At 70.4% G+C, this 22733-nt stretch carries 21 protein-coding genes and 2 riboswitches; of the genes, 7 read left to right on the top strand and 14 right to left on the bottom strand.

Annotation, left to right across the window (positions count from 1 at the left end; genetic code table 11):
- Nucleotides 1-199: 199 nt before the first annotated feature.
- Together IE273_RS35655 and IE273_RS35650 are read right to left on the bottom strand one after the other, a co-directional pair.
- Nucleotides 200-484, bottom strand: a complete 285-nt coding sequence (locus IE273_RS35655; protein WP_189819272.1) for a DUF4190 domain-containing protein — start codon at nucleotides 482-484, stop codon at nucleotides 200-202.
- Nucleotides 485-549: 65 nt separating this feature from the next.
- Nucleotides 550-717: a hypothetical protein gene (locus IE273_RS35650; protein WP_014675136.1), complete on the bottom strand. Its 168-nt coding sequence runs from the start codon at nucleotides 715-717 to the stop codon at nucleotides 550-552.
- A 145-nt stretch (nucleotides 718-862) separates the two neighbouring features.
- Between IE273_RS35650 and IE273_RS35645 the strand changes: the two genes are divergently transcribed.
- Nucleotides 863-1489 (top strand): TetR family transcriptional regulator, encoded by a 627-nt coding sequence (locus IE273_RS35645; RefSeq protein ID WP_189819271.1) that lies wholly within the window; start codon nucleotides 863-865, stop codon nucleotides 1487-1489.
- 27 nt (nucleotides 1490-1516) lie between these two features.
- Here IE273_RS35645 and IE273_RS35640 read toward each other — a convergent pair whose 3' ends face one another.
- On the bottom strand, nucleotides 1517-2479 hold the full coding sequence (locus IE273_RS35640) for a helix-turn-helix transcriptional regulator (RefSeq protein ID WP_189819270.1): 963 nt from the start codon (nucleotides 2477-2479) through the stop codon (nucleotides 1517-1519).
- 101 nt (nucleotides 2480-2580) lie between these two features.
- Between IE273_RS35640 and IE273_RS35635 the strand changes: the two genes are divergently transcribed.
- Entirely contained in the window at nucleotides 2581-3180 is a 600-nt protein-coding gene (locus IE273_RS35635) for a TIGR03086 family metal-binding protein (protein ID WP_189819269.1), read from the top strand.
- Here IE273_RS35635 and IE273_RS35630 read toward each other — a convergent pair.
- A complete protein-coding gene (locus IE273_RS35630) occupies nucleotides 3167-4051 on the bottom strand; it encodes a thioesterase family protein (protein ID WP_189819268.1) in 885 nt (294 codons plus the stop codon). The two genes, IE273_RS35635 and IE273_RS35630, sit on opposite strands and share 14 nt — an antisense overlap.
- Nucleotides 4052-4215: 164 nt before the next feature.
- Between IE273_RS35630 and IE273_RS35625 the strand changes: the two genes are divergently transcribed.
- On the top strand, nucleotides 4216-5475 hold the full coding sequence (locus IE273_RS35625) for an alpha/beta hydrolase (protein WP_189819267.1): 1260 nt from the start codon (nucleotides 4216-4218) through the stop codon (nucleotides 5473-5475).
- Here the strand turns inward: IE273_RS35625 and IE273_RS35620 are convergent.
- From IE273_RS35620 to IE273_RS35575, 10 genes are all read right to left on the bottom strand, one after another.
- Nucleotides 5384-6043, bottom strand: a complete 660-nt coding sequence (locus tag IE273_RS35620; protein ID WP_103811275.1) for a trimeric intracellular cation channel family protein — start codon at nucleotides 6041-6043, stop codon at nucleotides 5384-5386. The genes IE273_RS35625 and IE273_RS35620 overlap by 92 nt on opposite strands.
- 46 nt (nucleotides 6044-6089) lie before the next feature.
- Nucleotides 6090-7481: a M1 family metallopeptidase gene (locus IE273_RS35615; protein ID WP_189819266.1), complete on the bottom strand. Its 1392-nt coding sequence runs from the start codon at nucleotides 7479-7481 to the stop codon at nucleotides 6090-6092.
- Between the two features lie 98 nt (nucleotides 7482-7579).
- Nucleotides 7580-9238, bottom strand: coding sequence for an ABC transporter ATP-binding protein (locus tag IE273_RS35610; protein ID WP_189819265.1), 1659 nt, complete (start codon nucleotides 9236-9238; stop codon nucleotides 7580-7582).
- Nucleotides 9235-10329, bottom strand: a complete 1095-nt coding sequence (locus tag IE273_RS35605) for an ABC transporter ATP-binding protein (protein ID WP_189819264.1) — start codon at nucleotides 10327-10329, stop codon at nucleotides 9235-9237. The genes IE273_RS35610 and IE273_RS35605 overlap by 4 nt, the downstream gene beginning before the upstream one ends.
- On the bottom strand, nucleotides 10326-11333 hold the full coding sequence (locus IE273_RS35600) for an ABC transporter permease (protein ID WP_014675127.1): 1008 nt from the start codon (nucleotides 11331-11333) through the stop codon (nucleotides 10326-10328). The genes IE273_RS35605 and IE273_RS35600 overlap by 4 nt, the downstream gene beginning before the upstream one ends.
- A gap of 72 nt (nucleotides 11334-11405) precedes the next feature.
- Nucleotides 11406-13160, bottom strand: coding sequence for an ABC transporter substrate-binding protein (locus IE273_RS35595; RefSeq protein WP_444545931.1), 1755 nt, complete (start codon nucleotides 13158-13160; stop codon nucleotides 11406-11408).
- 55 nt (nucleotides 13161-13215) lie between these two features.
- The gene (locus tag IE273_RS35590; RefSeq protein ID WP_189819262.1) at nucleotides 13216-14214 is read right to left on the bottom strand and encodes an ABC transporter permease; all 999 of its coding nucleotides are present in this window, start codon (nucleotides 14212-14214) and stop codon (nucleotides 13216-13218) included.
- Between the two features lie 349 nt (nucleotides 14215-14563).
- Nucleotides 14564-15349 carry an enhanced serine sensitivity protein SseB C-terminal domain-containing protein gene (locus tag IE273_RS35585; RefSeq protein WP_373309448.1) on the bottom strand — a complete coding sequence of 262 codons (786 nt, stop codon included), beginning with the start codon at nucleotides 15347-15349 and terminating at the stop codon, nucleotides 14564-14566.
- A 185-nt stretch (nucleotides 15350-15534) separates the two neighbouring features.
- Nucleotides 15535-16326 (bottom strand): enhanced serine sensitivity protein SseB, encoded by a 792-nt coding sequence (locus tag IE273_RS35580; protein WP_189819260.1) that lies wholly within the window; start codon nucleotides 16324-16326, stop codon nucleotides 15535-15537.
- Between the two features lie 66 nt (nucleotides 16327-16392).
- A complete protein-coding gene (locus tag IE273_RS35575; protein ID WP_189819259.1) occupies nucleotides 16393-17061 on the bottom strand; it encodes an AAA family ATPase in 669 nt (222 codons plus the stop codon).
- 179 nt (nucleotides 17062-17240) lie between these two features.
- Nucleotides 17241-17336: riboswitch (glycine riboswitch) on the top strand.
- Nucleotides 17337-17449, top strand: a riboswitch (glycine riboswitch).
- Between the two features lie 42 nt (nucleotides 17450-17491).
- Between IE273_RS35575 and gcvT the strand changes: the two genes are divergently transcribed.
- The 4 genes from gcvT to IE273_RS35555 all read left to right on the top strand — a co-directional run bounded on the left by gcvT (nucleotide 17492) and on the right by IE273_RS35555 (nucleotide 21851).
- Nucleotides 17492-18610 carry a glycine cleavage system aminomethyltransferase GcvT gene (gene gcvT / locus IE273_RS35570; RefSeq protein ID WP_189819258.1) on the top strand — a complete coding sequence of 373 codons (1119 nt, stop codon included), beginning with the start codon at nucleotides 17492-17494 and terminating at the stop codon, nucleotides 18608-18610.
- A gap of 139 nt (nucleotides 18611-18749) precedes the next feature.
- Nucleotides 18750-19127: a glycine cleavage system protein GcvH gene (gcvH, locus tag IE273_RS35565; protein ID WP_189819257.1), complete on the top strand. Its 378-nt coding sequence runs from the start codon at nucleotides 18750-18752 to the stop codon at nucleotides 19125-19127.
- Nucleotides 19128-19141: 14 nt separating this feature from the next.
- On the top strand, nucleotides 19142-20422 hold the full coding sequence (gene glyA / locus IE273_RS35560; protein WP_229887870.1) for a serine hydroxymethyltransferase: 1281 nt from the start codon (nucleotides 19142-19144) through the stop codon (nucleotides 20420-20422).
- 61 nt (nucleotides 20423-20483) lie between these two features.
- Nucleotides 20484-21851, top strand: a complete 1368-nt coding sequence (locus IE273_RS35555; protein ID WP_189819256.1) for an L-serine ammonia-lyase — start codon at nucleotides 20484-20486, stop codon at nucleotides 21849-21851.
- Nucleotides 21852-22733: the final 882 nt, after the last annotated feature.

Below are 22733 nucleotides of genomic sequence, written 5' to 3'. Positions count from 1 at the left end.
GCGGGGCGGCGGGGCGGCGGGGCGGCGGGGCGGCGGGGCGGCGGGGCGGCGGGGCGGCGGGGCGGCGGGGCGGCGGGGCGGCGGGGCGGCGGGGCGGCGGGGCGGCGGGACCGGTCGGCGGGGTGGCCGGTCGGCCGGGGCGGTGGCGGTGCGGCAGGGAGCCATCGCCGCGTTGCCGCCCGTGGTGCGCCGGGGCGGGTCACAGGCTCCAGGACACCGTGCCCGAGAGTTCCATCGCGATCGCCAGGACCGCCAGGTCGGCGACGCCCAGGGTCAGGCCGAGGTAGGCGCGGCCCCGGCGGGTCGTGCCGCGCCAGAGGGCGACCGCGGCCAGGACGATGGCGATCGGGCCGAGGAAGAGGTTCAGCACGAGCAGGCCGAGGAGGCCCAGGATGAAGGACGCGACGGCCATGCCGTCGGCGTCGCGGGGGCGCGGGCGGGTGTCGGTGCGGGGGCGGCCGGTGGCCGGTGCGGTGAGGTGCATGATGCTCAGCTCCTGGAGTCCTTTCCGGTGGTCGGCTGGCCGGCGTTCCGGGGTGGTCGGCCGGGTCAGTTGGCCGAGGTGTGGCGGCGGCGCCCGTGGCGCTCGCGGATCGCGAAGACGCCGAGCCAGACGGCGATGACGGCGGCCAGGACGGCGGTGACGGTCAGCGGTGCGTGAGCGACGGTGCCCAGCACGACGCCGAGCAGCATGAGTGCGGCGACGAGGAACAGCATGGGATCAGATCCCCCCTCCGATATGCCTCGTGGTCAGCCGGTGTGAAGTTTGGGTGAACAGTTGTAGTAACAGTTGTTCACTGACTTCGAGTCTAGCGCTCCGGACGGCTTTTCAATTCCAGAGAACAGTTGTTAACTGGATGACATGAGTCACACCCTCGGCATCCGGCAGGCCCAGAAGCAGAAGACCCGGCAGGCGTTCCTCGACGCGGCGCTCGCCCTGCTGGAGGAGCAGAGCCTGAGCAGCCTGGGTCTGCGCGAGGTCACCCGGGCCGTCGGTGTCGCCCCGACGGCCTTCTACCGGCACTTCCGCTCGACTGCCGACCTCGGTGTGGCCCTGGTCGACGAGGCACTGGGCAGCCTGCATCCGATGGTGCGGACGACGGTGTCCGCCACGGGCGACAGCGAGGAACGCATCACGCGTGCCATCGAGTTGATCGCCCGTCACGTAGACGCGTACCCCGCTCATGTCCGTTTTATCGCCCGCGAGCGACATGGCGGAGTCCAGCCGGTGCGCGAGGCCATCCGGGCCCAACTGCACCGGTTCGCCGAGGAGGTGAAGTCCGAGCTGGCCAACGACCCGGAGGCGGCGGGCTGGAGCGACGACGACCTGCTGATGCTCGCGCACCTCTACGTCGACCAGATGCTCATCACCGCCTCCCTGTTCCTGGAGGCACTGGAGGCCCCGGCGCAGGAGCGGGAGCGGGTGACGCAGCTCGCCGCCCGCCAGCTCCGGCTCATCAGCATCGGCCGCAGCCACTGGCTGGACTGAGCCGTCCCGCCACGGATGAGCCGCCGCTCAGCCCCGCTGGTACAGGGCCGTGACGGAGCGGGCCCCGGCCAGCAGTTCCGCGCGGGCCTCGGGCGGGTCCAGGATCTCCACCCGGTCGGAGAACGCGAGGAGCTGGCGTACGGCGCGCAGCACCGGGTAGGCCAGCCGCGCGGTGACCCACTCGCTCGCGCCGTCGTCCTCGGGCGGAGCCGTCAGCTGAGCGGCGGCCATGCGCTGGAACATGTCGAGCAGTTCGCGCCGTACCCGCACGGTGACCTCGATCCCGTTCTCCCGGTCCTCCACCTGCCGGCGCAACTGCTCCCAGACGTCGGCGAGTTCGACCCCGGGCCGGCGCCGTACGGGCTCGTCCAGCAGCCGGGCCGAGCGCACCCGGTCGGCGCGGAACAGCCGGGGCCCGCCGCGCCGGTCGGCGACCAGGTACCAGACCCCGGCCTTGGCGACGAGGCCGTAGGGGTCCACGGTGTACGTCCGCGGTTCCCGCCCCCCGCTGTGCCGGTAGCGCAGCCTCAGGCGCCGGTCGGAGAACACCGCGTCCTGGAGCACGTCCAGGTCGACCGCCTGCCGGGGGCCGCCCTTCCAGCGGGTGGCGTCGACCAGGACGCGGCGGCTGGTCACCTCGGCGGCGGGCCGGTGCGGCGCGGGCAGCGCGGCCATCACCTTGCGCAGGGCCGAGCCGAGGGCCGCGTCGAGGCCGAGCGCGGCGTGTGCGCCCTGCGCGGCCAGGACGAACAGGGCGCGGGACTCGTCGGCGGTCAGCCCGGTGACGTCGGTGCGGAAGCCGGGGAGGAGTTCGATGCCGCCGTGCCGGCCGCGCTCGGCGTACACCGGGACGCCGGCGGCGGACAGTGCCTCGACGTCCCGGTAGATGGTGCGGACCGACACCTCCAGCCGGTCGGCGAGTTCGGGCGCGGGGACACGGCCCCGGGTCTGGAGGAGCAGCAGGATCGAGAGCAGCCGGTCGGACTTCACCGCGCCAGGATCCCGCCGCCGCGAAGTGCCGCACAAATGCTGACGCCGGTTGTCAGGTTATCCGGGCATCCTCGCCTCACCGACCGAGAGAGAGGCACACCATGACCAGCACCGGCTTCGTCGACCCGCGTCCCGTGTACGTCCGCGCCACCGGGCAGTGGGCCGCCCTGATCAAGACCGTGCGCCCCGAGGACCTGGCCCGGCCGACGCCGTGTTCCGAGTTCGATGTCCGGGGTCTGCTGAGCCACGTCGTCGGCGGCACCCGGCGGATCGCGGTGGTGGGCGAGGGCGGTGACGGGCTGGCCGTGCACCCGTCCGCCGACGGCGTCGCGGACGACGGCTGGGCCGCGGCCTACGACGAGGTGCGGGCCCGTGTCCTCACGGCCTGGGAGAGCGACGAACGGATGGTGACCCCGGTGCGGGTGCCCTGGGGCGAGGTGCCCGGCCATGCGGCACTCTCCGGTTACGTCATGGAGGTCGTCACGCACACCTGGGACCTGGCCGAGGCGATCGGCGCTACGGGCGAACTCGACGCGGAGCTGGCCGAGTTCGCGCTCGCGACGGCCCGCGCGGTGCTGCCGGACACCCGGCCCCGCGGCGCGGAGACGCCCTTCGAGGCCCGCCGCGAGGCGCCACTGGGGGCCGGACCCTACGAACGCCTGGCGGCCTGGCTGGGGCGCGAGCCGCTCAGCCGAGCCTGACCCGGGCCAGTTGTCGGGACTGGGCGACCAGCCGGTCCGCGCTGTCCCACACCTCGGCGTCCTCCTCCAGGAAGCCGCCGGCCAGGTTGCGGGTGGTGATGGACACCCGCAGCGGACCGGGGGCCGGGCGGTGGCGGACGTGGACGGTGAGTTCCACGGTCGGCACCCAGCCCTTGAGGCCCAGTTCGAAGGCGGTGGGCGGGAGGGCGTCCACGGCGAGGAGCAGCGAGAGCGGGTCGGCGTCCCGGCCGTCGGCGAGGCCGAACCAGGCGCGCATCTCGCCCTTGCCGGAGGGGGAGCCGAGCGCCCAGCCGAGGGTGGCGGGGTCAAGCTTGAGCATCAGCCGGTCGGCGATGGCGGAGCCGCCCTCGACCGGGGAGCCGGCCGACGGCAGCCGGGTGTCGGATGCGGCGTCCGCGGAGCCGAAGCACTGCTCCAGCGGGGGCATCGCGGGCGGGGTGGCGGTCGTACGGACGTCGTCGGGGAGGGTGGCGAGGTCGCCGTAGGAGGCGAGGACGCGGATGCGTTCGACCTCGTTGCCCTCGTCGTCGCACTGGAAGAGCGAGGCCTGGCCGGTGGAGAGGGTGCGGCCGGTGCGGACGGTCTCGGTGCGGACGACCGCCGGGCCGGGCCGGGAGGCGGTCAGGTAGTGCGCGGTGACGGAGAAGGGGTCCGGGTGCGGCAGGGTGTCCGCGAGGGCCCGGCCGAGCACGGCCAGCAGGTAGCCGCCGTTGACGGCGCTGATGATGGTCCAGCCGGCCGAGAGGTCGATGTCGTAGACGCCGGGCTCGCGCCGGGTGACCGCGGTGTCGCGGTCGAACTCGCTGTCACCGATCAGGGCCCGTGAGGGGGCGGAAGCTGCTTCTGGCATGGCTGAACGGTACAACAGGAAACTACTAAGCGGTAGCTTTCTTGCTCGGGGCGAGGTGAGCAGCGGATGATCCGCTCCCGCCCCCGGGTGAGGTTCCGGCAATTTCTCGGTAAGTGTCCGGACTCGTCCACAACCTCCGGCCGCGGATCGCCCTCTATGGGGACATGAGTCTCACCGGGACCCCGTTTCTCTACACGACCGTCCTGCTGGCGGTCGTCGGCCTCATACTGCCGCTCGTCCTGTGGTCGCGGATGCGTGGGCCCAAGTCCCTGCGGATCACGGCCCGGGTCCTCATGCTGCTGTTCGCCCAGGGTACGGCCGTCACCCTGGTCTTCGTGCTGGTCAACAACCAGAACAACCTCTACGACAACTGGGCCGACCTGCTCGGCACCGGCGACCACGTCCAGCAGGCCGCCGACCTCGGCAAGGACGGCACCGGCGGTATCACGGTGACCCGGCTGCCCAGGGTCAGGCAGACCTTCTCGGCCGCCGACGGGCCCGGCATGCGCGCGGCCGGCGGAGTCCGCGTCACCCAGCTCAGGGGCCGGGTCTCCGGCGTGAACGCCGAGGTCTACGTCTGGCTGCCGCCGCAGTACGACGAACCGGCCTACCGGAACAAGAAGTTCCCGGTGGTGGAGCTGCTGCCGGGCTACCCCGGTTCCGCGAAGGCGTGGTTCGGGTCGCTCAAGGCGCACGAGCAGCTGCTGCCGCTGATGAGGAGCGGCCGGGTGGCGCCGTTCATCCTGGTCGCCCCGCGCACCAACCTGCTGGCCGGCGTGGACACGGGCTGCGCCAACATCCCGGGGCAGGTCAACGCCGACACCTGGCTCAGCATCGACGTCCCGAAGATGGTCATGGACAACTTCCGGGCCCAGCCGGCCCCCCAGGGCTGGGCGGTGGCCGGGTACTCGGCGGGCGCGCACTGCGCGGTGAAGCTCGCCGTGGCCCACCCCGACCGGTACCGGGCCGCGGTGAGCATGTCCGGCTACAACGACCCGATCGGCGAACGCGACTCCCTGGCCGCCCAGACCCCCGCCCTGCGCGCCGCGAACAACCCCTATCTGCTGCTCGGGCGGGCGGCCGTGCCGCCCCGGATCGCGCTGTACCTCTCCGGCGAGTCCGGCGACGGCTACCAGGCGGGCATGGCCCTGGAGGCCGTCGCCAAGGCGCCGACCACCGTGCGGGTGGTGTTCCTGCCGCGCAGCGCGGGCGGTCACACCATGGCGCTGTGGCGCCCGCAGGTCGACACCGTGTTCCGCTGGCTGACCCTCCAGATGGGCCGGGGCCACGCCAGGGGCCGGGACACCTCCGTCGCCGGGACCACTCCCGGGACTACTCCTCGGTCACCGTCGACCGGCGGTTCCACGCGCGCGGCGCTCGCCAGTGGAACCGCATCGCGAGCAGGCGCAGCACGAAGGCCGTGATCACCGCGAGCCCGCTGGTGAACGGGGTCAGGACGTCGTAGCGGATGCACAGGACGACCATCGTGGCGCCGACCATCGCCGGGACCGCGTACAGGTCGCGGTCCCAGCGCAGCAGCGAGGGCACCTCGTTGGCCAGCACGTCCCGCAGGACGCCGCCGCCCACGGCGGTGGCGAGGCCCAGCGTCGCCGACGCGGTCAGGCCGAGACCGTAGCTGTACGCCTTCGTCGTACCGCTGACACAGAACAGGCCGAGGCCGGCCGCGTCGAAGACGAGCACCGCCGCCTGGATGCGCTCCACGTGCGGATGCAGGAAGAAGACGACGAGCGTGGCGAGCAGCGGGGTGACGAAGTACCCCAGGTCCGTGAAGGCGGCCGGGGGTACGGCCCCGATCACCAGGTCACGGAACAGCCCGCCGCCCAGCGCGGTGACCTCGGCGAGGACGGCGATGCCGAACACGTCGAAGTTCTTCCGTACGGCCAGCAGGGCGCCGGAGATCGCGAAGACGAAGATGCCGATCACATCGAGCGTGTGCTGGACGGAGGGACTGAAGAGTTGCTGGAGCTGCACCCTGACATTCTCACCCGCCAGAGGGCGTGAACCTTACAAAGCCAGCTCACAGGGCGGGCTTCCCTGTGGTGAACAGCCAGGTGTCGAAGAGATCGTCGAGCTGCCGGCCGCTGACGCGCTCGGCGAGGCGGATGAAGTCGGCGGTGTCCGCGTTGCCGTACCGGTGGAGCGCCGTCCAGGCGGGCAACAGCTTGAAGAAGGCCGCGTCACCGATCCGCTCGCGCAGCACCTGGAGGGTCATCGCGCCGCGCTGGTAGACGGCGGAGGCGAACATCGTGTCCCGCTGCGGGTCGGCGACCTTGATCTGCCAGAAGGCGGAGTCGGCGGGACGGGAGTCGTAGCCGGCCAGGAAGGAGTCATGGGCGGTGCGGGTGCCCTGGTGCTCGGCCCACAGCCACTGGGCGTAGGTGGCGAAGCCCTCGTTGAGCCAGGTGTCCTTCCACTGGGCCACGCTCACCGAGTCGCCGAACCACTGGTGGGCCAGCTCGTGCACGATGGTCGACTCGTTGCGCACGGCCGAGTAGACGGGCTTGCTCTGCACCTCCAGCGAGAACCCCGCCTCCGGCATGTCGTCGACGATCGCGCCGGTCTCCTCGAAGGGGTACGGCCCGAAGACCTGCGACCAGTAGTCGGTGGCGGCGGCCGTGACGGCGTACACGTCGACGTTGTTGCTGTTCTTGAGCACGGGGTCGACGGCGACGTAGATGGGGGTGCCGCCGGGGGTGCGCCCGGTGCGCACGTCGAACTTCCCGATGGTGGCGGTGGCGAGGTAGGTCGCCATCGGCTTCGACTCCCGCCAGTGGGTGTACGTCGAGCCGCCCTTGTCGTACGTCGACACCAGCCGGCCGTTGGAGACGCCGGTCAGGCCCCGGGGAGCCTTGATCCGGATGTCGTAGGTGGCCTTGTCGGCGGGGTGGTCGCTGGACGGGAACCAGGTGGAGGCGGCGTTGGGTTCGCAGGCGACGAAGACGCCGTCGGGGGTCTTCATCCACCCGTAGTCGGAGCCGAAGATGATCGGTCCGCCGAGGGCCTGCGGTACGCCGCCGTAGATCACGGAGACGGTGAAGTCCCGTCCCGCGGGGAGCGGGTGGCGCGGGGTGACGATGATCTCGTCGCCGTCGCGCGTGAACCGCGCGGGTCTGCCGTCGACCTGGACGCCGGTGACCTCCAGCTGCTGGAGGTCGAGGTCGAAGGAGGAGAGCTTCTGGGTGGCGCGGGCCGTGAGGGTCGTACGGCCGTCCAGCCGACCGGTGTCCGGGGCGTAGGCGATGTCCAGGTCGTAATGGCGGGCGTCGAAACCGCCGTTGCCGAGCCGCGGGAAGTAGGGGTCACCGATGCCGGGGGCGCCGGGGGTGGGGGCGGAGGAGGCGGCGATGACGAGGAAGGAGGCTGCCGCGGTGGCGACAGCCCCCAGACGTGCCGAACGGGAGAATGCCATGTGTCGTCCCTTTCGAGCGTGCCGATCAGTGGTCGGGCACGGACGACTCTGCACTCCCCCGCTCGGGCATGTACATGACTTTACTTAGTCGTCATGTGCTACTTGCCGGTTGACTCCTGGGAGTCGGCACCGGACGCCTTGCCGGTGGCCTCGGCCTCGCGGCCGGTCTCCTCGGCGACGGCCTCGGTGTCGCCCGAGCCCTCCGCCGGAGCGTCGGCCGCGGCGCCGGTTGCGGTGGCGGGCTCCTCGGCGGGGGCGTCGGCCGCGGGCACGGCCTTCCCTGCCGAGACCTTGGCGCCGGGACCGGTCTTCACACCGGAGGCCGCCGACTCTTCGGAAGCCACCTCGTCCTCGGAAGCCTCTTCGCCCTCGGAAGCCTCTTCGTCCTCAGCAGCCCCTTCGCCAGAAGCCTCTTCTTCGGAAGCCGACTCGCTGGAGACCGCCTCCTCCTCGGACGCCGTCTCCTCCGTGGAAGCCGCCTGCTTGTCCTCGGAAGCCGTCGCCTCCTTCTCGGAAGCCGGCTTCTCCTCGGAAGCCACCGCCTCGGAAGCCGCCGCTTCGGCAGCAGCCGTCTCCTCCGCGGCCGTCGCCTTGTCCGACGCCGGCTCCTTCCCGGCCGCACCCTCGGAGAGCACCGCGTCCGGCACCAGCTCGGACGCCTCCTTCGCCGCCGTCAGCAGGACCGTGTCCTGCGGGGCCTGGTCGGCGAAGTTCTCGGGGTGGTGGCAGGCGACCCGCTGCCCCGGCCGCAGCTCCACGAGCTGGGGCTCGGTGGTCTTGCAGATCTGCGTCGCCTTCCAGCACCGGGTGTGGAAGCGGCAGCCGGAGGGCGGGGCGATGGGCGAGGGCACATCGCCGCGCAGCAGGATGCGCTCGCTCTTCTGGCCCCGGCGCTTCGGGTCCGGCACGGGCACGGCCGACATCAGCGCCTTGGTGTACGGGTGCATCGGCGACTCGTACAGCGAGGTGCGGTCGGCGAGTTCCACGATCTTGCCGAGGTACATCACCGCGATGCGGTCCGAGACGTGCCGGACGACCGAGAGGTCGTGCGCGATGATCACGTAGGTCAGGCCCAGCTCCTGCTGGAGGTCGTCCATGAGGTTCACGACCTGCGCCTGGATCGACACGTCCAGCGCGGAGACCGGCTCGTCGGCCACGACCAGCTTCGGCTTCAGGGCGAGCGCGCGGGCGATGCCGATGCGCTGGCGCTGACCGCCGGAGAACTCGTGCGGGTAGCGGTTGTAGTGCTCGGGGCTGAGGCCGACCAGGGCGAGGAGCCGCTGGACCTCCTTCTTCACCCCGCCCTCGGGCTCCACGCCCTGGAGCCGGAAGGGCGCCGAGACGATCGAGCCGATGGTGTGCCGGGGGTTCAGGGAGCCGTACGGGTCCTGGAAGATCATCTGGATGTCGCGGCGCAGCGGGCGCATCTGCCCGGTGTTCAGCCGCGTGATGTCCTGGCCCTCGAAGGTGATCTTCCCGCCGGTCGGGTCCTGGAGCCGGGTGATGACCCGGCCCATCGTCGACTTGCCGCAGCCCGACTCGCCGACCACGCCCAGGGTCTCGCCCTTGCGCACCTCGAAGTCGAGGCCGTCGACGGCCTTCACGGCGCCGACCTGGCGTTGCAGGATGCCCTTCTTGATCGGGAAGTGCTTGGTCAGCCCCTCGACCTTGAGCAGCACGTCCCGCTCCTCGGGAGCCGACGCCTGCTTCGGGACCGCGGCCTCGGCGACGGTGTCCGTCTTCTTGGTCTCACTCACAGCTTGGGCGCAATCTCTTCGGTCCAGATCCGCTGGCGGTCCTCGGCCGAGAGGTGGCAGGCGGACCAGTGCCCGGTGCTCACCTGCTCCAGCTCGGGGCGCACCGTGCGGGTGACGTTCCCCTTGGGGATGTCCGCGTACGGGCAGCGGGGGTGGAAGGCGCAGCCCGAGGGGACGTTGATGAGGCTCGGCGGCGAGCCCTTGACCGGGATGAGCCGTTCGGAGGTCTCGCGGTCGATGCGGGGCATCGAGCCGAGCAGGCCCCAGGTGTAGGGGTGCTGCGGCTGTTCGAAGACCTCGCCGGCCGGACCGCGTTCCACGCACCGGCCGCCGTACATCACGAGGACGTCGTCGGCGATCTCGGCGACCACGCCGAGATCGTGAGTGATCATGATGACCGCGGAGCCGAACTCCTTCTGGAGGTCACGGATCAGGTCCAGGATCTGCGCCTGGACGGTCACGTCGAGGGCGGTCGTCGGCTCGTCCGCGATGAGCAGTTCGGGGTTGTTCACCAGCGCCATGGCGATCATGGCGCGCTGGCGCATACCGCCGGAGAACTCGTGCGGGTAGCCGTCGACGCGCTTGGCGGGCTCGGGGATGCCGACGCGGTCGAGCATCTCGATGGCCCGGGTGCGGGCGACCTTCTTGCTGACGGCGTGGTGCACCCGGTACGCCTCGACGATCTGGTCGCCGACCTTGTAGTAGGGGTGCATCGCGGACAGCGGGTCCTGGAAGATCATCGCCATCTCACGGCCGCGGAGCTTGCGCACCTCGTCCGGGGCGGCGGAGACCAGTTCCTTGCCGTCCAGCCAGATCTCGCCGGACATCCGCACGTTCTTGCCACGGGTGCCGAGCCGGTGCAGGCCCATGATGGCCTGCGAGGTGACGGACTTGCCGGAGCCGGACTCGCCGACGATGGCGAGGGTCTTGCCCTTCTCCAGCGAGAAGCTGAGCCCGTCGACGGACTTCACCAGGCCGTCGTCGGTCGGGAAGTGCACCTTGAGGTCGCGGACCTCCAGGAAGGCTTCGGGCGCCTTGCCGGAGTCGGTGGGCTCGCCCACCGCGGCGCCGGTCTTGGAGAGTTCGGTCACGAGAGCCTCACCCGCGGGTCGGCGGCGGCGTAGAGCACGTCCACCAGGAGATTTGCGATCACGACGAAGAAGGCGGCGAGCAGGGTCACGCCGAGGATGGGGGGCAGGTCGTTGTCGGTGATGGCCTTCACCGCGTACTCGCCGATGCCGTGCAGCGAGAAGACGTACTCGGTGATCAGGGCGCCGCCGAGCAGCAGACCGATGTCCATGCCGAACACGGTGATGATCGGGGTGAGGGCCGCGCGCAGTCCGTGCCGGACCACGACGTTGCGCTCGCGCAGGCCCTTGGCGCGGGCCGTGCGGATGAAGTCCTCGTTCATCGTCTCCAGCATGCCCGAGCGGGTGAGCCGCGCGTAGATGGCGGAGTACAGGAGCGCGAGCGAACACCACGCCGGGAAGAGGGTGTTGGCCCACTGCGAGGGGTTCTCGGTGAACGGGACGTAGGTGGTACCGAAGATCGGCCACTGGTACGTGAAGAGCAGGAGGGCCAGGTTGCCCGTGAAGAACATGGGGAGCGAGACACCGGCGAGGGCGACACCCATGAAGGCACGGTCGAAGAAGGAACGGGGCTTCAGCGCCGAGACGACACCGATGGCCACGCCCGACAGGACCCACAGCACGGCGGCACCCACGGCCAGCGAGATGGTCACCGGCAGCCGGCTGGTGAGCTGCGGCCAGACCGCCTCGTGGGTCTTGAAGGAGTAGCCGAAGCACGGGGCGTCGCAGTGCACCGTGGTGGGACCGATGTTGTAGTCGGCACCGGCCACGATCCCCTTGATGAAGTGCCAGTACTGGACGTAGACCGGCTGGTCCAGACCGAGGTTGTGCTTGACCGCGGCGATGTCCGCCTTCGACGGGCTCTTGCCGATGTACTGCTGCGCCAGCTGATCCGCTGTCTGGCCGGCGAGCCGTGGCAGCAGGAAGAAGATGGCAAAGGTGACCGCGGAGACGACCAGCAGCAGGATCACTGCCGCGACCGTCCGGCGGAGGATGTACGAGATCACGGGGACCGGCGCTGGTGCCCGCGGGCCGCGAAGCCCGCGGGCACCAATGCCTTCACCTGCCTTCCGGGGCTGCTACTTCGACGCGACGCCGATGTTGAGGTAGTCGTACTGACCGCTGAAGGCCGCCGTGGAAACCAGGTTGGTGTAGCTCTGCGGGCGGCCCAGGAGGACCTTGAAGTAGGTCAGCGGGACCAGGACGGCGTCGTCCATGGTCTTCTTGTCGATCTGCGTGTAGAGCGTGTTGCGCTCGTTGGTGTCCTGAGTGCCGATCGCCTTGCCCAGCAGCTCGTTGACGTCCTTGTTGTTGTACTGCGACAGGTTGGTGTTGCCGGACTGGCTGATCGCCTTGCCGTTCAGGATCTGCTGGAGGAAGCCGTAACCGGAGGGCCAGTCGGCACCCCACTGCATCATGATCAGGCCGATGTTCTGCTTCTCGGTGAACTTCGGCACACCCGCGTAGTCGGTGAAGTACTTGCCCGACGGGTACTGCTTCAGGCTGGCGTTGATGCCGACCTTCTTCAGCGAGTTGATGATCGCCGTGGCGGCGTCGATCTCCTGCGGACGGTCCGAACGGGCCGAGATGTTCGTCGAGATCGAGGACTTGCCGCAGGCCTTCAGCTGGTCCTTGGCCTTGGCGGCGTCACCCTTGCTGCCGGTGGTGGCGTAGACGTCGGCCTTGCTGTAGCCCGGGATGTCCGGCGGCAGCACGGTGGAGGCGACGTCACCGCGGATCGGGCCGCCCTCGGCGGTCTGCACCGAGACCTTGTCGATCGCGTACTGGACGGCCTTGCGGCACTCGACCTTGTCGAACGGCTTCACCTTGGTGTTGATCGCCATGTAGACCAGGCGGCCACCGTAGGTGTTGTCCGTGTTGGCCTTCTTGGCGGGGTCGGTGAGGACGTCGGCCTGGGTCGAGGCCTGGACGCCGGTGCCGGCCAGGTCGATGGCGTCGCCCGCCATGACGTCCTGGTCGATCTTCTCCGGGTTGACCTTCAGGTTGACGACGATCTTGTCCGGCAGCTGCTTGCGCAGCGGGTCGGTCTTCGCGTCCCAGTTCTCGTTGCGCACGAGGACGGCCTGCTTGCCGTCGTCGTAGCTCTGGAACTTGTAGGAGCCGGAGGACACGATGTGCTTGACGTAGTCGACGCCGGTGTCCTTCGCCTTGGGCACCGGGGCCGTCTGCGGGGCGGCGACCAGGTAGTCGAACTCCTGGAAGGCCTGCTTCAGGTGGAAGACGATCGTGGTGTCGTCCGGCGTCTGGATGGAGGACAGACCCTTGTCGCTCTTGTCCTTGTACGGGCCCTTGTACTTGTCGCCGCCGGCCAGGAACTGCTGGAAGTAGTTCGGGCCGAGGGAGAGCACGTCACGCGCGAAGTTCGAGCGCTCAACGGCGTACTTGACGTCCTTCGAGGTGATCGGCGAGCCGTCCTCGTACTTCAGGCCCGAACGCAGCTTGTACGTCCAGGTCTTGCCGCCGTCGCTCGGGACACCCTTGCTCGCGGCGAGGTCCGGGACCAGGGTGTTGCCCTCCTGGCCGGCGCCCGGCTTGAAGGTCATCAGCGGGCGGGCCCACAGCCGGCTGAGGTTGTACATGTAGGCGTAGTACGTGTTGCCCGGGTCGAAGGAGTCCGGCACGTCGGCCATCTCGTAGGTGACCGTGCCGCCCTTCTTGTCGGACACGTTCACGATGCCCTTGGTCGCGGCGTTGGCACCGGCGGACTTGGTGTTGCCGTTCTCGTTCTTGTTGTCATCGGCCTTGCTGCAACCCGCAAGAAACAGGCTGGCGGAGCCGATGGCCGCGATCGCGGCCAGCGCTGACCTTCGCATGATGGGCGCTTTCCCCTCCATTGTTGGAAAATTTTCGGGCTCTCTGCGGCAGGCGTCAGCGGCTGCGCGGGTCGAGAGCATCGCGGAGACCGTCACCGAGCAGGTTGAAGGCCAGGACGGTCACGAAGATGGCGAGACCGGGGACGATCATGTACTGGGGATCGACCTTGTAGTAGGTGACCGCTTCACGGAGCATGCCGCCCCAGGACGCCTGCGGGGGCTGGATGCCGACGCCGAGGAAGCTCAGGGACGCCTCGAAGAGGATGTTGGTCGGGATGAGCAGCGTCGAGTAGACGATGATCGGGCCGACCAGGTTGGGCATCAGCTCCCGGAACAGGATGTACGGGGCCTTGGCGCCCATGCCCCGGGAGGCGTCCACGAACTCGCGCTCACGCAGGGCGAGGGTCTGGCCTCGCACGATCCGGCCCAGGTAGGGCCAGTTGAAGAAGCCGATGACGAAGATCAGCACGCTCAGGTGGAGCGGCAGCCCGTTGAGACCGAACGCGCCGCCCTGGAGGGTGGCGGAGATGGCGATCGCGAAGAGCAGGAGGGGGAAAGCGAGGAACGTGTCCATCAGCCGGCTGATGACCGAGTCGACCCGCCCGCCGTAGTAGCCCGCGACGACGCCCATGATGGCGCCGATGACGTTGGAGAGGATCGTCGCGCCGAACGCCACCACCAGCGACACCCAGGAGCCCTCCAGGATGCGGGTGGCGATGTCACGGCCGAACTTGGGGTCCACGCCGAGCGGGTGATCGAGGCTCATGCCGCCCCAGCCGCCCGTGGGCAGCGAGGTGTCGGGCGTGATCAGGTCCTGGTGGAAGGCGTTGGGGTCGAGGCCGAAGAGGGCCTGGATGGGGCGGGAGAGGATCGCGAGAAGGATCAGCAGGATCACGATGACGCCGCCCGCGACGGCGACCTTGTCCTTCTTGAACCGGGTCCAGGCGATCTGGCCCAGGGAACGACCCTCGATCTGCCCCTTACCGGCACCCTCCAGCACAGCCTCCGGCTGTGCCTCGGCTGCCGCCCCGGTGGTCTCGATCGGTGCGGTCACGGTGAGCGACCCCTCTCGCCGGTGGTGACCGGCCTGCGCTGCCGCGGATTGCGGCTTTGTCGACTTGCCATCGAGCATGAGGTCTCGACCTCATGTCTGAGTCGGGAGTCTTCAGCGTCCTTGCGATCACCCGCCAGAGCTGACGGCGAAAGTATGCGCAACCGTGATGCAGTCCAGGGGATTCCGTTATCCGATCAGTGGGTAACGGGTATCGGACGCGGGCCAGTTGGGACAGAACGGTGAATCTACGCGGTTCGGGGCGATCGGGCGATGTCTACGCGCGCAGAAGTGTGTCGTCCGTGTAAATTCTGCGACCCGGAGTCAAAACCCCTGTCACTCCGCTTAGTTGTCAGTAACCGCCGTGCACCGGTGGGTAGCCGTACCCGCCGGCCGGGGCCTGCGGCGGGACCGGTGCCTGGAGCTGCGGCTGCGGCGCGGGGGCGTGTGCCTCGCGGTCGTAGAACGGGCGCGCGTTGACCCGCATCCACATCACCACCGGGTCGTAGCCGTCCGTCATCGCGACCGTCGATACCGGCAGCCCCTCCGGGACCGCGCCGATGGACTGCTGCATCATCGCGCGCACCGAGTCGACCGCGGCGGGCGAGGTCTCGTAGACGTCCAGGCCGATGGCGAGATACGGCGCCCCGAGCGCGGGCTGGACCCAGGCGCGGCGCAGCGAGCGGAGCGCGGGGGTGCGGTGCGCGTTCTGCGCGAGGAGGGCGTAGAACTGCGGGATCTCGATGCCGGGCTCCGACAGGCGCAGCGGGCCGGCGGGCTGGCGGTCCAGACCGGTGGCGATGCGGCGCAGATCCAGCCAGGGGATGCCGACTCCGCCGCCCGGGGCGTGCGGATTGAGCCAGAGGCCGTAGTGGTCGGGGTAGAGGGTGCGGGCCACGTCCAGGCCGTCGACCACTTCGTACGAGCGGTTCCAGCCGCTGGCCGACAGCTCCTGGGCGGAGGTGACGCAGGGGGCGTAGTGGGAGCCGTCCACCTCCATGTCCCCGTACTGGGCGTCCGGGGAGCCGGCCTGGCCGTGCCACAGGAGCATCCAGATCTGGCCGGAGGAGGGGGTCGCGAGGGCGCGGAGCAGGGCCTCGTAGGCGTCGTAGCGTCCCGGGGTGACCTGGCGCAGCATGTGCTCGACGCTGCCGCTGTGGCTCGCGCTCACCTGTTGTACCGGCCCTTCTACTCCGTGCCCCGCGTTTGGAGACAGCTTAAGCGCCCAGTGGCTCGGGGCCTTCTGTTCGTGCGCGGGTGCGGGTGGTGGTGGGTTCTCGCGCGGTGCCCCGCGCCCCCTGCGTCGGCTGCCCCGGGTCGGTGCTAGTGGCCGTACTGGTAGAAGGGCCGGACGTTCGTTTTCAGCCAGTCGGAGACCGGGTCCTCGGCCACGTCCATGAGGATCAGGTTGACCGGCCACGTGACCGGGACTCGGCCGAGGGCCCTGCCGAGGGCGTCCAGGGGCAGCGTCCGGATGTCGCCCTCCCACTGGGAGAGTTCCACGCCCACGAACATCACCGGGTCGGCCGTCTCGATGGCGGCCAGGCAGCGGCGGGCGGTGAGGACCACCCCGGTCTCCGCGAACTCGGCGGAGGCCGCGGAGAGGAAGTCGACCGGATCGTCCTGCCAGTCGGGCTCGAAGAGGCGGACCCGGCCGCCGGCGTTGGGCCCGTCGAGCGGGGTGCGGCCGGCGCGGCACAGCTCGGCCACGGCCTCGGGCGGCAGCGGGATGCCGACCACACCGCCCGGGTTCACCGCGATGCCCGCCTGCGGCGGCAGACCGCGCGCGAACTCCACGGCGGGGGCGATGGTGTACGACATGTGGGGACCAGTCGCCTGGCGCAGCTGCTCCTCGGAGCTGAACACCGGGACGTACACCTGGCCGTCGATCTCCATCGTCGGCAGGTCCAGCGGCCCGCTGTGCGGGCCACCGCCGTTGGGCAGCGGTATCCACAGGAAGCTGCGGCCGACGACCTCGATGATCCGGTCGCCCGCCGAGGGGACGCCGAGGGAGGCCGACAGCACCTCCTCCAGCTCGTTGCCGGGCCAACCGCCGTGCGGGTGGGGGTGCGCCTGTGCCGGGAAGTCCGCTGGGATGTCCGCCGGGAAGTCCATCTGCCTACCGCCTGCTGGGAACCACTGCTGTGAGCAAGAAGGCTAGCGGGTGGCTGTGACAGTGCCTCACCGAGCGAAGCCGACCCGGCCGAGGACGTCCGCCGCGTCCCGGTCCAGCAGCACCGCCGCGCCGCAGCCGGCGGGCAGTGCCCCCTTCTCCACCGCGCGCAGCAGCCGGGCGGTCGTACGCCGGTGGCGGCGGAAGGCGTAGCGGGAGACGCCCCGGCCGCGCTCGCGCTGGCCCGCCCGGGCGGTCTCGGGGCTGACGTCGAGCAGGAGCAGGTGCAGGGTGGCGCCGCGGCGCCGGGCCTCGCGGGCCAGCCAGGCACGCACCCAGGGCTGGGTGCCGCAGTCGTGCACGACGACGCCCTCGCCGGTGCGCAGGGCCCCGCGCAGGGCGGCGTAGTGGGCGAGGCGGACCAGGGGGCGGTAGAGCGCGTACGGGAGGGAGCGGGGGACGCGGGCGTCCCAGCGGTCCCGGGTGTCCTGGGAGTCGACGCGGTGGCCGGTGACCGCGCGGTGCATCAGGGTGGACTTGCCGCTGCCGGGCAGACCGGTGATCACCACCAGGTCGCGGGGACCGAAGAGCAGGGCGTGCGGGCTGCGGCCCGCGCGGTCGCGCAGGTCGCGGACGACCGGGGCGGGCCGGTCCGCGCGGCGCCCGCGGGCCAGGGCGGAGGGCTCTCCCGGCACCGCGATGCCGGCGTCGGCGGCATAGGCCGATGTCCTGTTCACCGTGATCGTCCTCCCCAGTGGGCTCGGTCATCCCCATGCCCGTTCTATGTAAAGAGAAGGTAATGGGCAACGGTAGGAGGTTCGTGTGCGTTGTGCCACAGCTCGGTCACAAGGAGCGCGCTCTGGATGGGCGGGGAGCGGCGTGCAATGATGTGCCCGCCAACTGCATACCGGCCGCTTGAATCCGCGCGGGAGAGTTCCCAGCCCCGGGCTGGGACGCCGAAGGAGCAAGTCCCTCCCTTGAATCTCTCAGGCCCCGTTACCGCGCGGGCGAGGCACATCTGAAAAGCGGGCCGCTGTGTCAGTGGCTCCACCCAAGGTGCAAGCCCTGGTCGTCCCTGTGGCGGTCGTGGCGAACCTCTCAGGTTCCGATGACAGATGGGGAGGAACGTTCCTCGCCTGTCCGCTCGCCTTGGGAGACGACCGTCCGATGAGCAGCACTGAACTCCGCCACACCGCGCTCGACGCCGTACATCGCGCGCTCGGTGCGACGATGACCGACTTCGCGGGCTGGGACATGCCCCTGCGCTACGGCTCCGAGCGCGACGAGCACCTCGCCGTGCGGAACCGGGCCGGTCTCTTCGACCTCTCCCACATGGGCGAGATCACCGTCACCGGCGACCAGGCCGCCGCGTTCCTGAACCACGCCCTGGTCGGCAACATCGCCTCCGTCGGCATCGGCCGCGCCCGCTACACCATGATCTGCCAGGCCGACGGCGGCATCCTGGACGACCTGATCGTCTACCGGCTCGCCGAGACCGAGTACATGGTCGTGGCCAACGCCTCCAACGCCCAGGTGGTGCTGGACGCCCTGACCGAGCGCGCCGAGGGCTTCGACGCCGAGGTCCGGGACGACCGGGACGCCTACGCGCTGATCGCCGTACAGGGCCCGGAGTCCCCCGGCATCCTGAAGTCCCTCACCGACGCCGACCTCGACGGCCTGAAGTACTACGCCGGCCTGCCCGGCACGGTCGCCGGCGTCCCGGCGCTGATCGCCCGCACGGGTTACACCGGCGAGGACGGCTTCGAGCTGTTCGTCAAGCCGGAGCACGCCGTCGAGCTGTGGCAGGCGCTCACCAAGGCCGGCGAGGGCGCCGGGCTCGTCCCGTGCGGCCTGTCCTGCCGGGACACCCTGCGCCTGGAGGCGGGCATGCCGCTGTACGGGCACGAGCTGACCACCTCCCTCACCCCCTTCGACGCCGGGCTCGGCCGCGTGGTCAAGTTCGAGAAGGAGGGCGACTTCGTCGGGCGCGAGGCGCTCACCGAGGCCGCCGCCCGGGCCCAGGAGAACCCGCCGCGGGTCCTGGTCGGCCTGGTCGCCGAGGGCCGCCGGGTGCCGCGCGCCGGGTACGCCGTCGTCGCCGGCGGCGAGGTGATCGGCGAGGTCACCTCCGGCGCCCCCTCCCCCACCCTGGGCAAGCCGATCGCCATGGCCTACGTCGACGCGGCGCACGCGGCGCCGGGCACCGAGGGCGTCGGCGTGGACATCCGGGGCACCCACGAGCCGTACCAGGTCGTGGCACTGCCGTTCTACAAGCGCCAGAAGTAGACACCGGCCGCGGTCGCGCCCGCCTGGGGACCCCGGTCCCGTGGCCGCGGCGTGACGCTGCGCACATTCCCCCGCTCACCAGCGGTTTCCTTAGTCACCCCGTCATCAGCACCCTCGCGCGTACAGGAGAATTCAAGCCATGAGCAACCCCCAGCAGCTGCGCTACAGCAAGGAGCACGAGTGGCTGTCGGCCGCCGAGGACGGCGTCGCGACGGTCGGCATCACGGAGCACGCGGCCAACGCGCTCGGTGACGTCGTCTTCGTCCAGCTCCCCGAGGTCGGCTCCACGGTGTCCGCGGGCGAGACCTGCGGCGAGCTGGAGTCGACGAAGTCGGTGTCCGACCTGTACTCCCCGGTCACCGGTGAGGTCACCGACGTCAACGAGGACGTCGTCAACGACCCGTCGCTGGTGAACTCCGCCCCCTTCGAGGGTGGCTGGCTGTTCAAGGTACGCGTCGCGGAGGAGCCGGCCGACCTGCTCTCCGCCGACGAGTACACCGCCTTTTCCGCCGGCTGAGGAGTCGTAGCCGTATGACTGTCCTGAACACGCCCCTGCACGAGCTGGACCCGGAGATCGCCGCCGCGGTCGACGCCGAGCTGCGCCGCCAGCAGTCGACCCTGGAGATGATCGCCTCCGAGAACTTCGCGCCGCTCGCGGTGATGGAGGCCCAGGGCTCGGTCCTGACGAACAAGTACGCCGAGGGCTACCCGGGCCGCCGCTACTACGGAGGCTGCGAGCACGTCGACGTCGCCGAGCAGATCGCCATCGACCGGGTCAAGGAGCTGTTCGGCGCCGAGTACGCCAATGTGCAGCCCCACTCCGGCGCCTCCGCGAACCAGGCGGCCCTCTTCGCGCTGGCCCAGCCCGGGGACACCATCCTCGGCCTGGACCTGGCGCACGGCGGCCACCTGACCCACGGCATGCGGCTGAACTTCTCCGGCAAGCAGTTCGACGTGGTCGCCTACCACGTGGACGCCGAGACCGGCCTGGTCGACATGGCCGAGGTCGAGCGGCTCGCCAAGGAGCACCGCCCCAAGGTGATCATCGCGGGCTGGTCGGCGTACCCGCGGCAGCTGGACTTCGCCGAGTTCCGCCGGATCGCCGACGAGACCGGCGCGTACCTGTGGGTCGACATGGCGCACTTCGCGGGCCTGGTCGCGGCCGGTCTGCACGAGAACCCGGTGCCGTACGCCGACGTGGTCACCTCCACCACCCACAAGACGCTGGGCGGCCCCCGCGGCGGCATCATCCTCGCCAAGAAGGACTTCGCGAAGAAGCTGAACTCGTCCGTCTTCCCGGGCTTCCAGGGCGGTCCCCTGGAGCATGTGATCGCGGCCAAGGCGGTGTCCTTCAAGGTCGCGGCCTCGGAGGACTTCAAGGAGCGCCAGCGTCGTACGGTGGAGGGTGCCCGCATCCTCGCCGAGCGCCTGACGGCCCCGGACGCCCGCGAGGCCGGCGTGAACGTGCTGTCCGGCGGCACGGACGTGCACCTGATCCTGGTGGACCTGCGCGCGTCCGAGCTGGACGGGCAGCAGGCCGAGGACCGGCTCCACGAGGTCGGCATCACGGTCAACCGCAACGCCGTCCCGAACGACCCGCGCCCGCCGATGGTCACCTCGGGTCTGCGCATCGGTACGCCGGCCCTGGCGACCCGCGGCTTCGCGGCCGAGGACTTCGCCGAGGTCGCGGACGTGATCGCGGAGGCGCTGAAGGCGCCCTCTCCCTTCGGGGCGGCCGACGCCGAGGCCCTCAAGGCGCGCGTGAAGGCGCTCGCCGACAAGCACCCGCTGTACCCGGGTCTGAACAAGTAAGTCCCCGGTGGGGCACCCGCACCGGGTGCCCCACCACCCCCTGCTGTCTTGAGGAGTGACCGTGGCCATCTCGGTCTTCGACCTGTTCTCGATCGGCATCGGTCCGTCCAGCTCCCACACGGTCGGCCCGATGCGCGCGGCGCGGATGTTCGCCCGCCGCCTGCGCAACGAAGGCCTCCTGGAGCAGGCCGCCGCCGTCCGGGCGGAGCTCTACGGCTCCCTGGGCGCGACCGGCCACGGCCACGGCACCCCGAAGGCCGTCCTGCTCGGCCTGTGCGGCGACTCGCCGCGCACGGTGGACGTGGAGACGGCGGACGCGCGCGTCGAGGCGATCAAGGCGGGGGGGCGGATCCGGCTCCTGGGCGAGCACGAGATCGCCTTCGACTTCGACCGGGACCTCGTGCTGCACCGCCGCAAGGCCCTGCCGTACCACGCCAACGGCATGACGCTGTGGGCCCACGACGCCGACGGCAAGGAGCTGCTCTCCAAGACGTACTACTCGGTGGGCGGCGGCTTCGTCGTCGACGAGGACGCGGTGGGCGCGGACCGGATCAAGCTGGACGACACGGTCCTGAAGTACCCGTTCCGCACGGGCGACGAGCTGCTGCGCCTGACGAGGGAGACGGGCCTGTCGATCTCCTCGCTGATGCTGGAGAACGAGCGGGCCTGGCGCTCCGAGGAGGAGATCCGCGCGGGCCTGCTGGAGATCTGGCGGGTGATGCGCGCGTGCGTGGAGCGCGGCATGTCCCGCGAGGGCATCCTGCCCGGCGGTCTGAAGGTCCGCCGCCGCGCGGCCGTCTCGGCCCGCCAGCTGCGCGCCGAGGGTGACCCGCTGGCGCACGCCATGGAGTGGATCACGCTCTACGCGATGGCGGTGAACGAGGAGAACGCGGCGGGCGGCCGTGTGGTGACCGCCCCCACGAACGGCGCGGCCGGCATCATCCCGGCGGTCCTGCACTACTACATCAACTTCGTGCCGGGTGCCGACGAGGACGGCGTCGTGCGGTTCCTGCTGGCCGCGGGCGCGATCGGCATGCTCTTCAAGGAGAACGCCTCCATCTCCGGCGCCGAGGTCGGCTGCCAGGGCGAGGTGGGCTCCGCCTGCTCCATGGCGGCGGGCGCGCTCGCCGAGGTGCTCGGCGGCTCCCCCGAGCAGGTGGAGAACGCGGCCGAGATCGGCATGGAGCACAACCTCGGCCTGACCTGCGACCCGGTCGGCGGCCTGGTCCAGATCCCGTGCATCGAGCGCAACGGCATGGCCGCGGTGAAGGCGGTCACGGCCGCGAAGATGGCGATGCGCGGCGACGGCTCCCACAAGGTGTCCCTGGACAGGGTCATCAAGACGATGAAGGACACCGGCGCGGACATGAGCGTGAAGTACAAGGAGACGGCCCGGGGCGGGCTGGCGGTGAACATCATCGAGTGCTAGGGAAACGGGCCCTGACCAGCGCGTTCGTGTCTTTCAGCGCTGTCAGGACCTTCCCTGCTTACGCGGCGGAAAGTCCCTGGAACCTCTCTGGGACAGACGTGAAAGTCCCTGAAAAGTCCCTGGGACGTCCCCCGCTAAACGCCTTCGTCGGCGTTAGGCACGGTTCCCCGCAGGGCCGACCGGGACGGTCCTGAGATCGTCCCGGGTCGTGGGTCCTACTTGACCCGGGGTCCTGTCGGGCCATAAGTCCGGTCTGCAGCGACGAGCCCCCTGTGGGCCTAGAACCCTCACGCCAACCACCGCGCCGACTGCACACACTGCTCGGTGGGCCGGCACTGTCACGGGCCCACCAGTTCTCGCCAAGCCGGACTTCCGTGGCTTCCCTGATCGAGATCTCAGGATGCAACGATCGCGGCCCACCAGCCGCACAGCCACTTCTCTTACGATCCGAACATCGTCAAACCCGGGCGACTAACGACCGCGATCAAGACAGATTCTCTCAACTTGGCATAGTCGCTTGTGACTTCAGCTGTCTACGCCCGATGCTGCTGGGGTTCGAAGAAGCAGAAGACGTCCGGCCATGGCGTCGTGCCATGGCGGCTTCTGACTCGCGAGCGCTGGAGTCCCGTGGACACGCATGTCCTCCGGGCCGGTTTGGCATGTCCGCCCGGACCGGCACGCCCTTCTGAGCCGTCTCGGCTCTCGCCTCACCCGCCGCCTACGAGCAGGCACCCCCTCCCCCCTCCCCCTTCCCCCGCTGCCGACAGACGGCTTCGGCAATCCGCGGGGAGGCACCGTGGCCGAACACCCTTTCGAGCCGAGTGTGCCCAGCAGACCGCCCTCGTTGACCACCTCGTCAACGCGGTGGTCACCGACGCGACC

The sequence above is a fragment of the Streptomyces olivaceoviridis genome (assembly GCF_014650115.1).
In the GTDB taxonomy this organism is placed as follows: domain Bacteria; phylum Actinomycetota; class Actinomycetes; order Streptomycetales; family Streptomycetaceae; genus Streptomyces; species Streptomyces olivaceoviridis.
The sequence above is the reverse complement of the archived record's forward strand: the minus strand, read 5'-3'. Positions and strand labels throughout refer to the sequence as shown.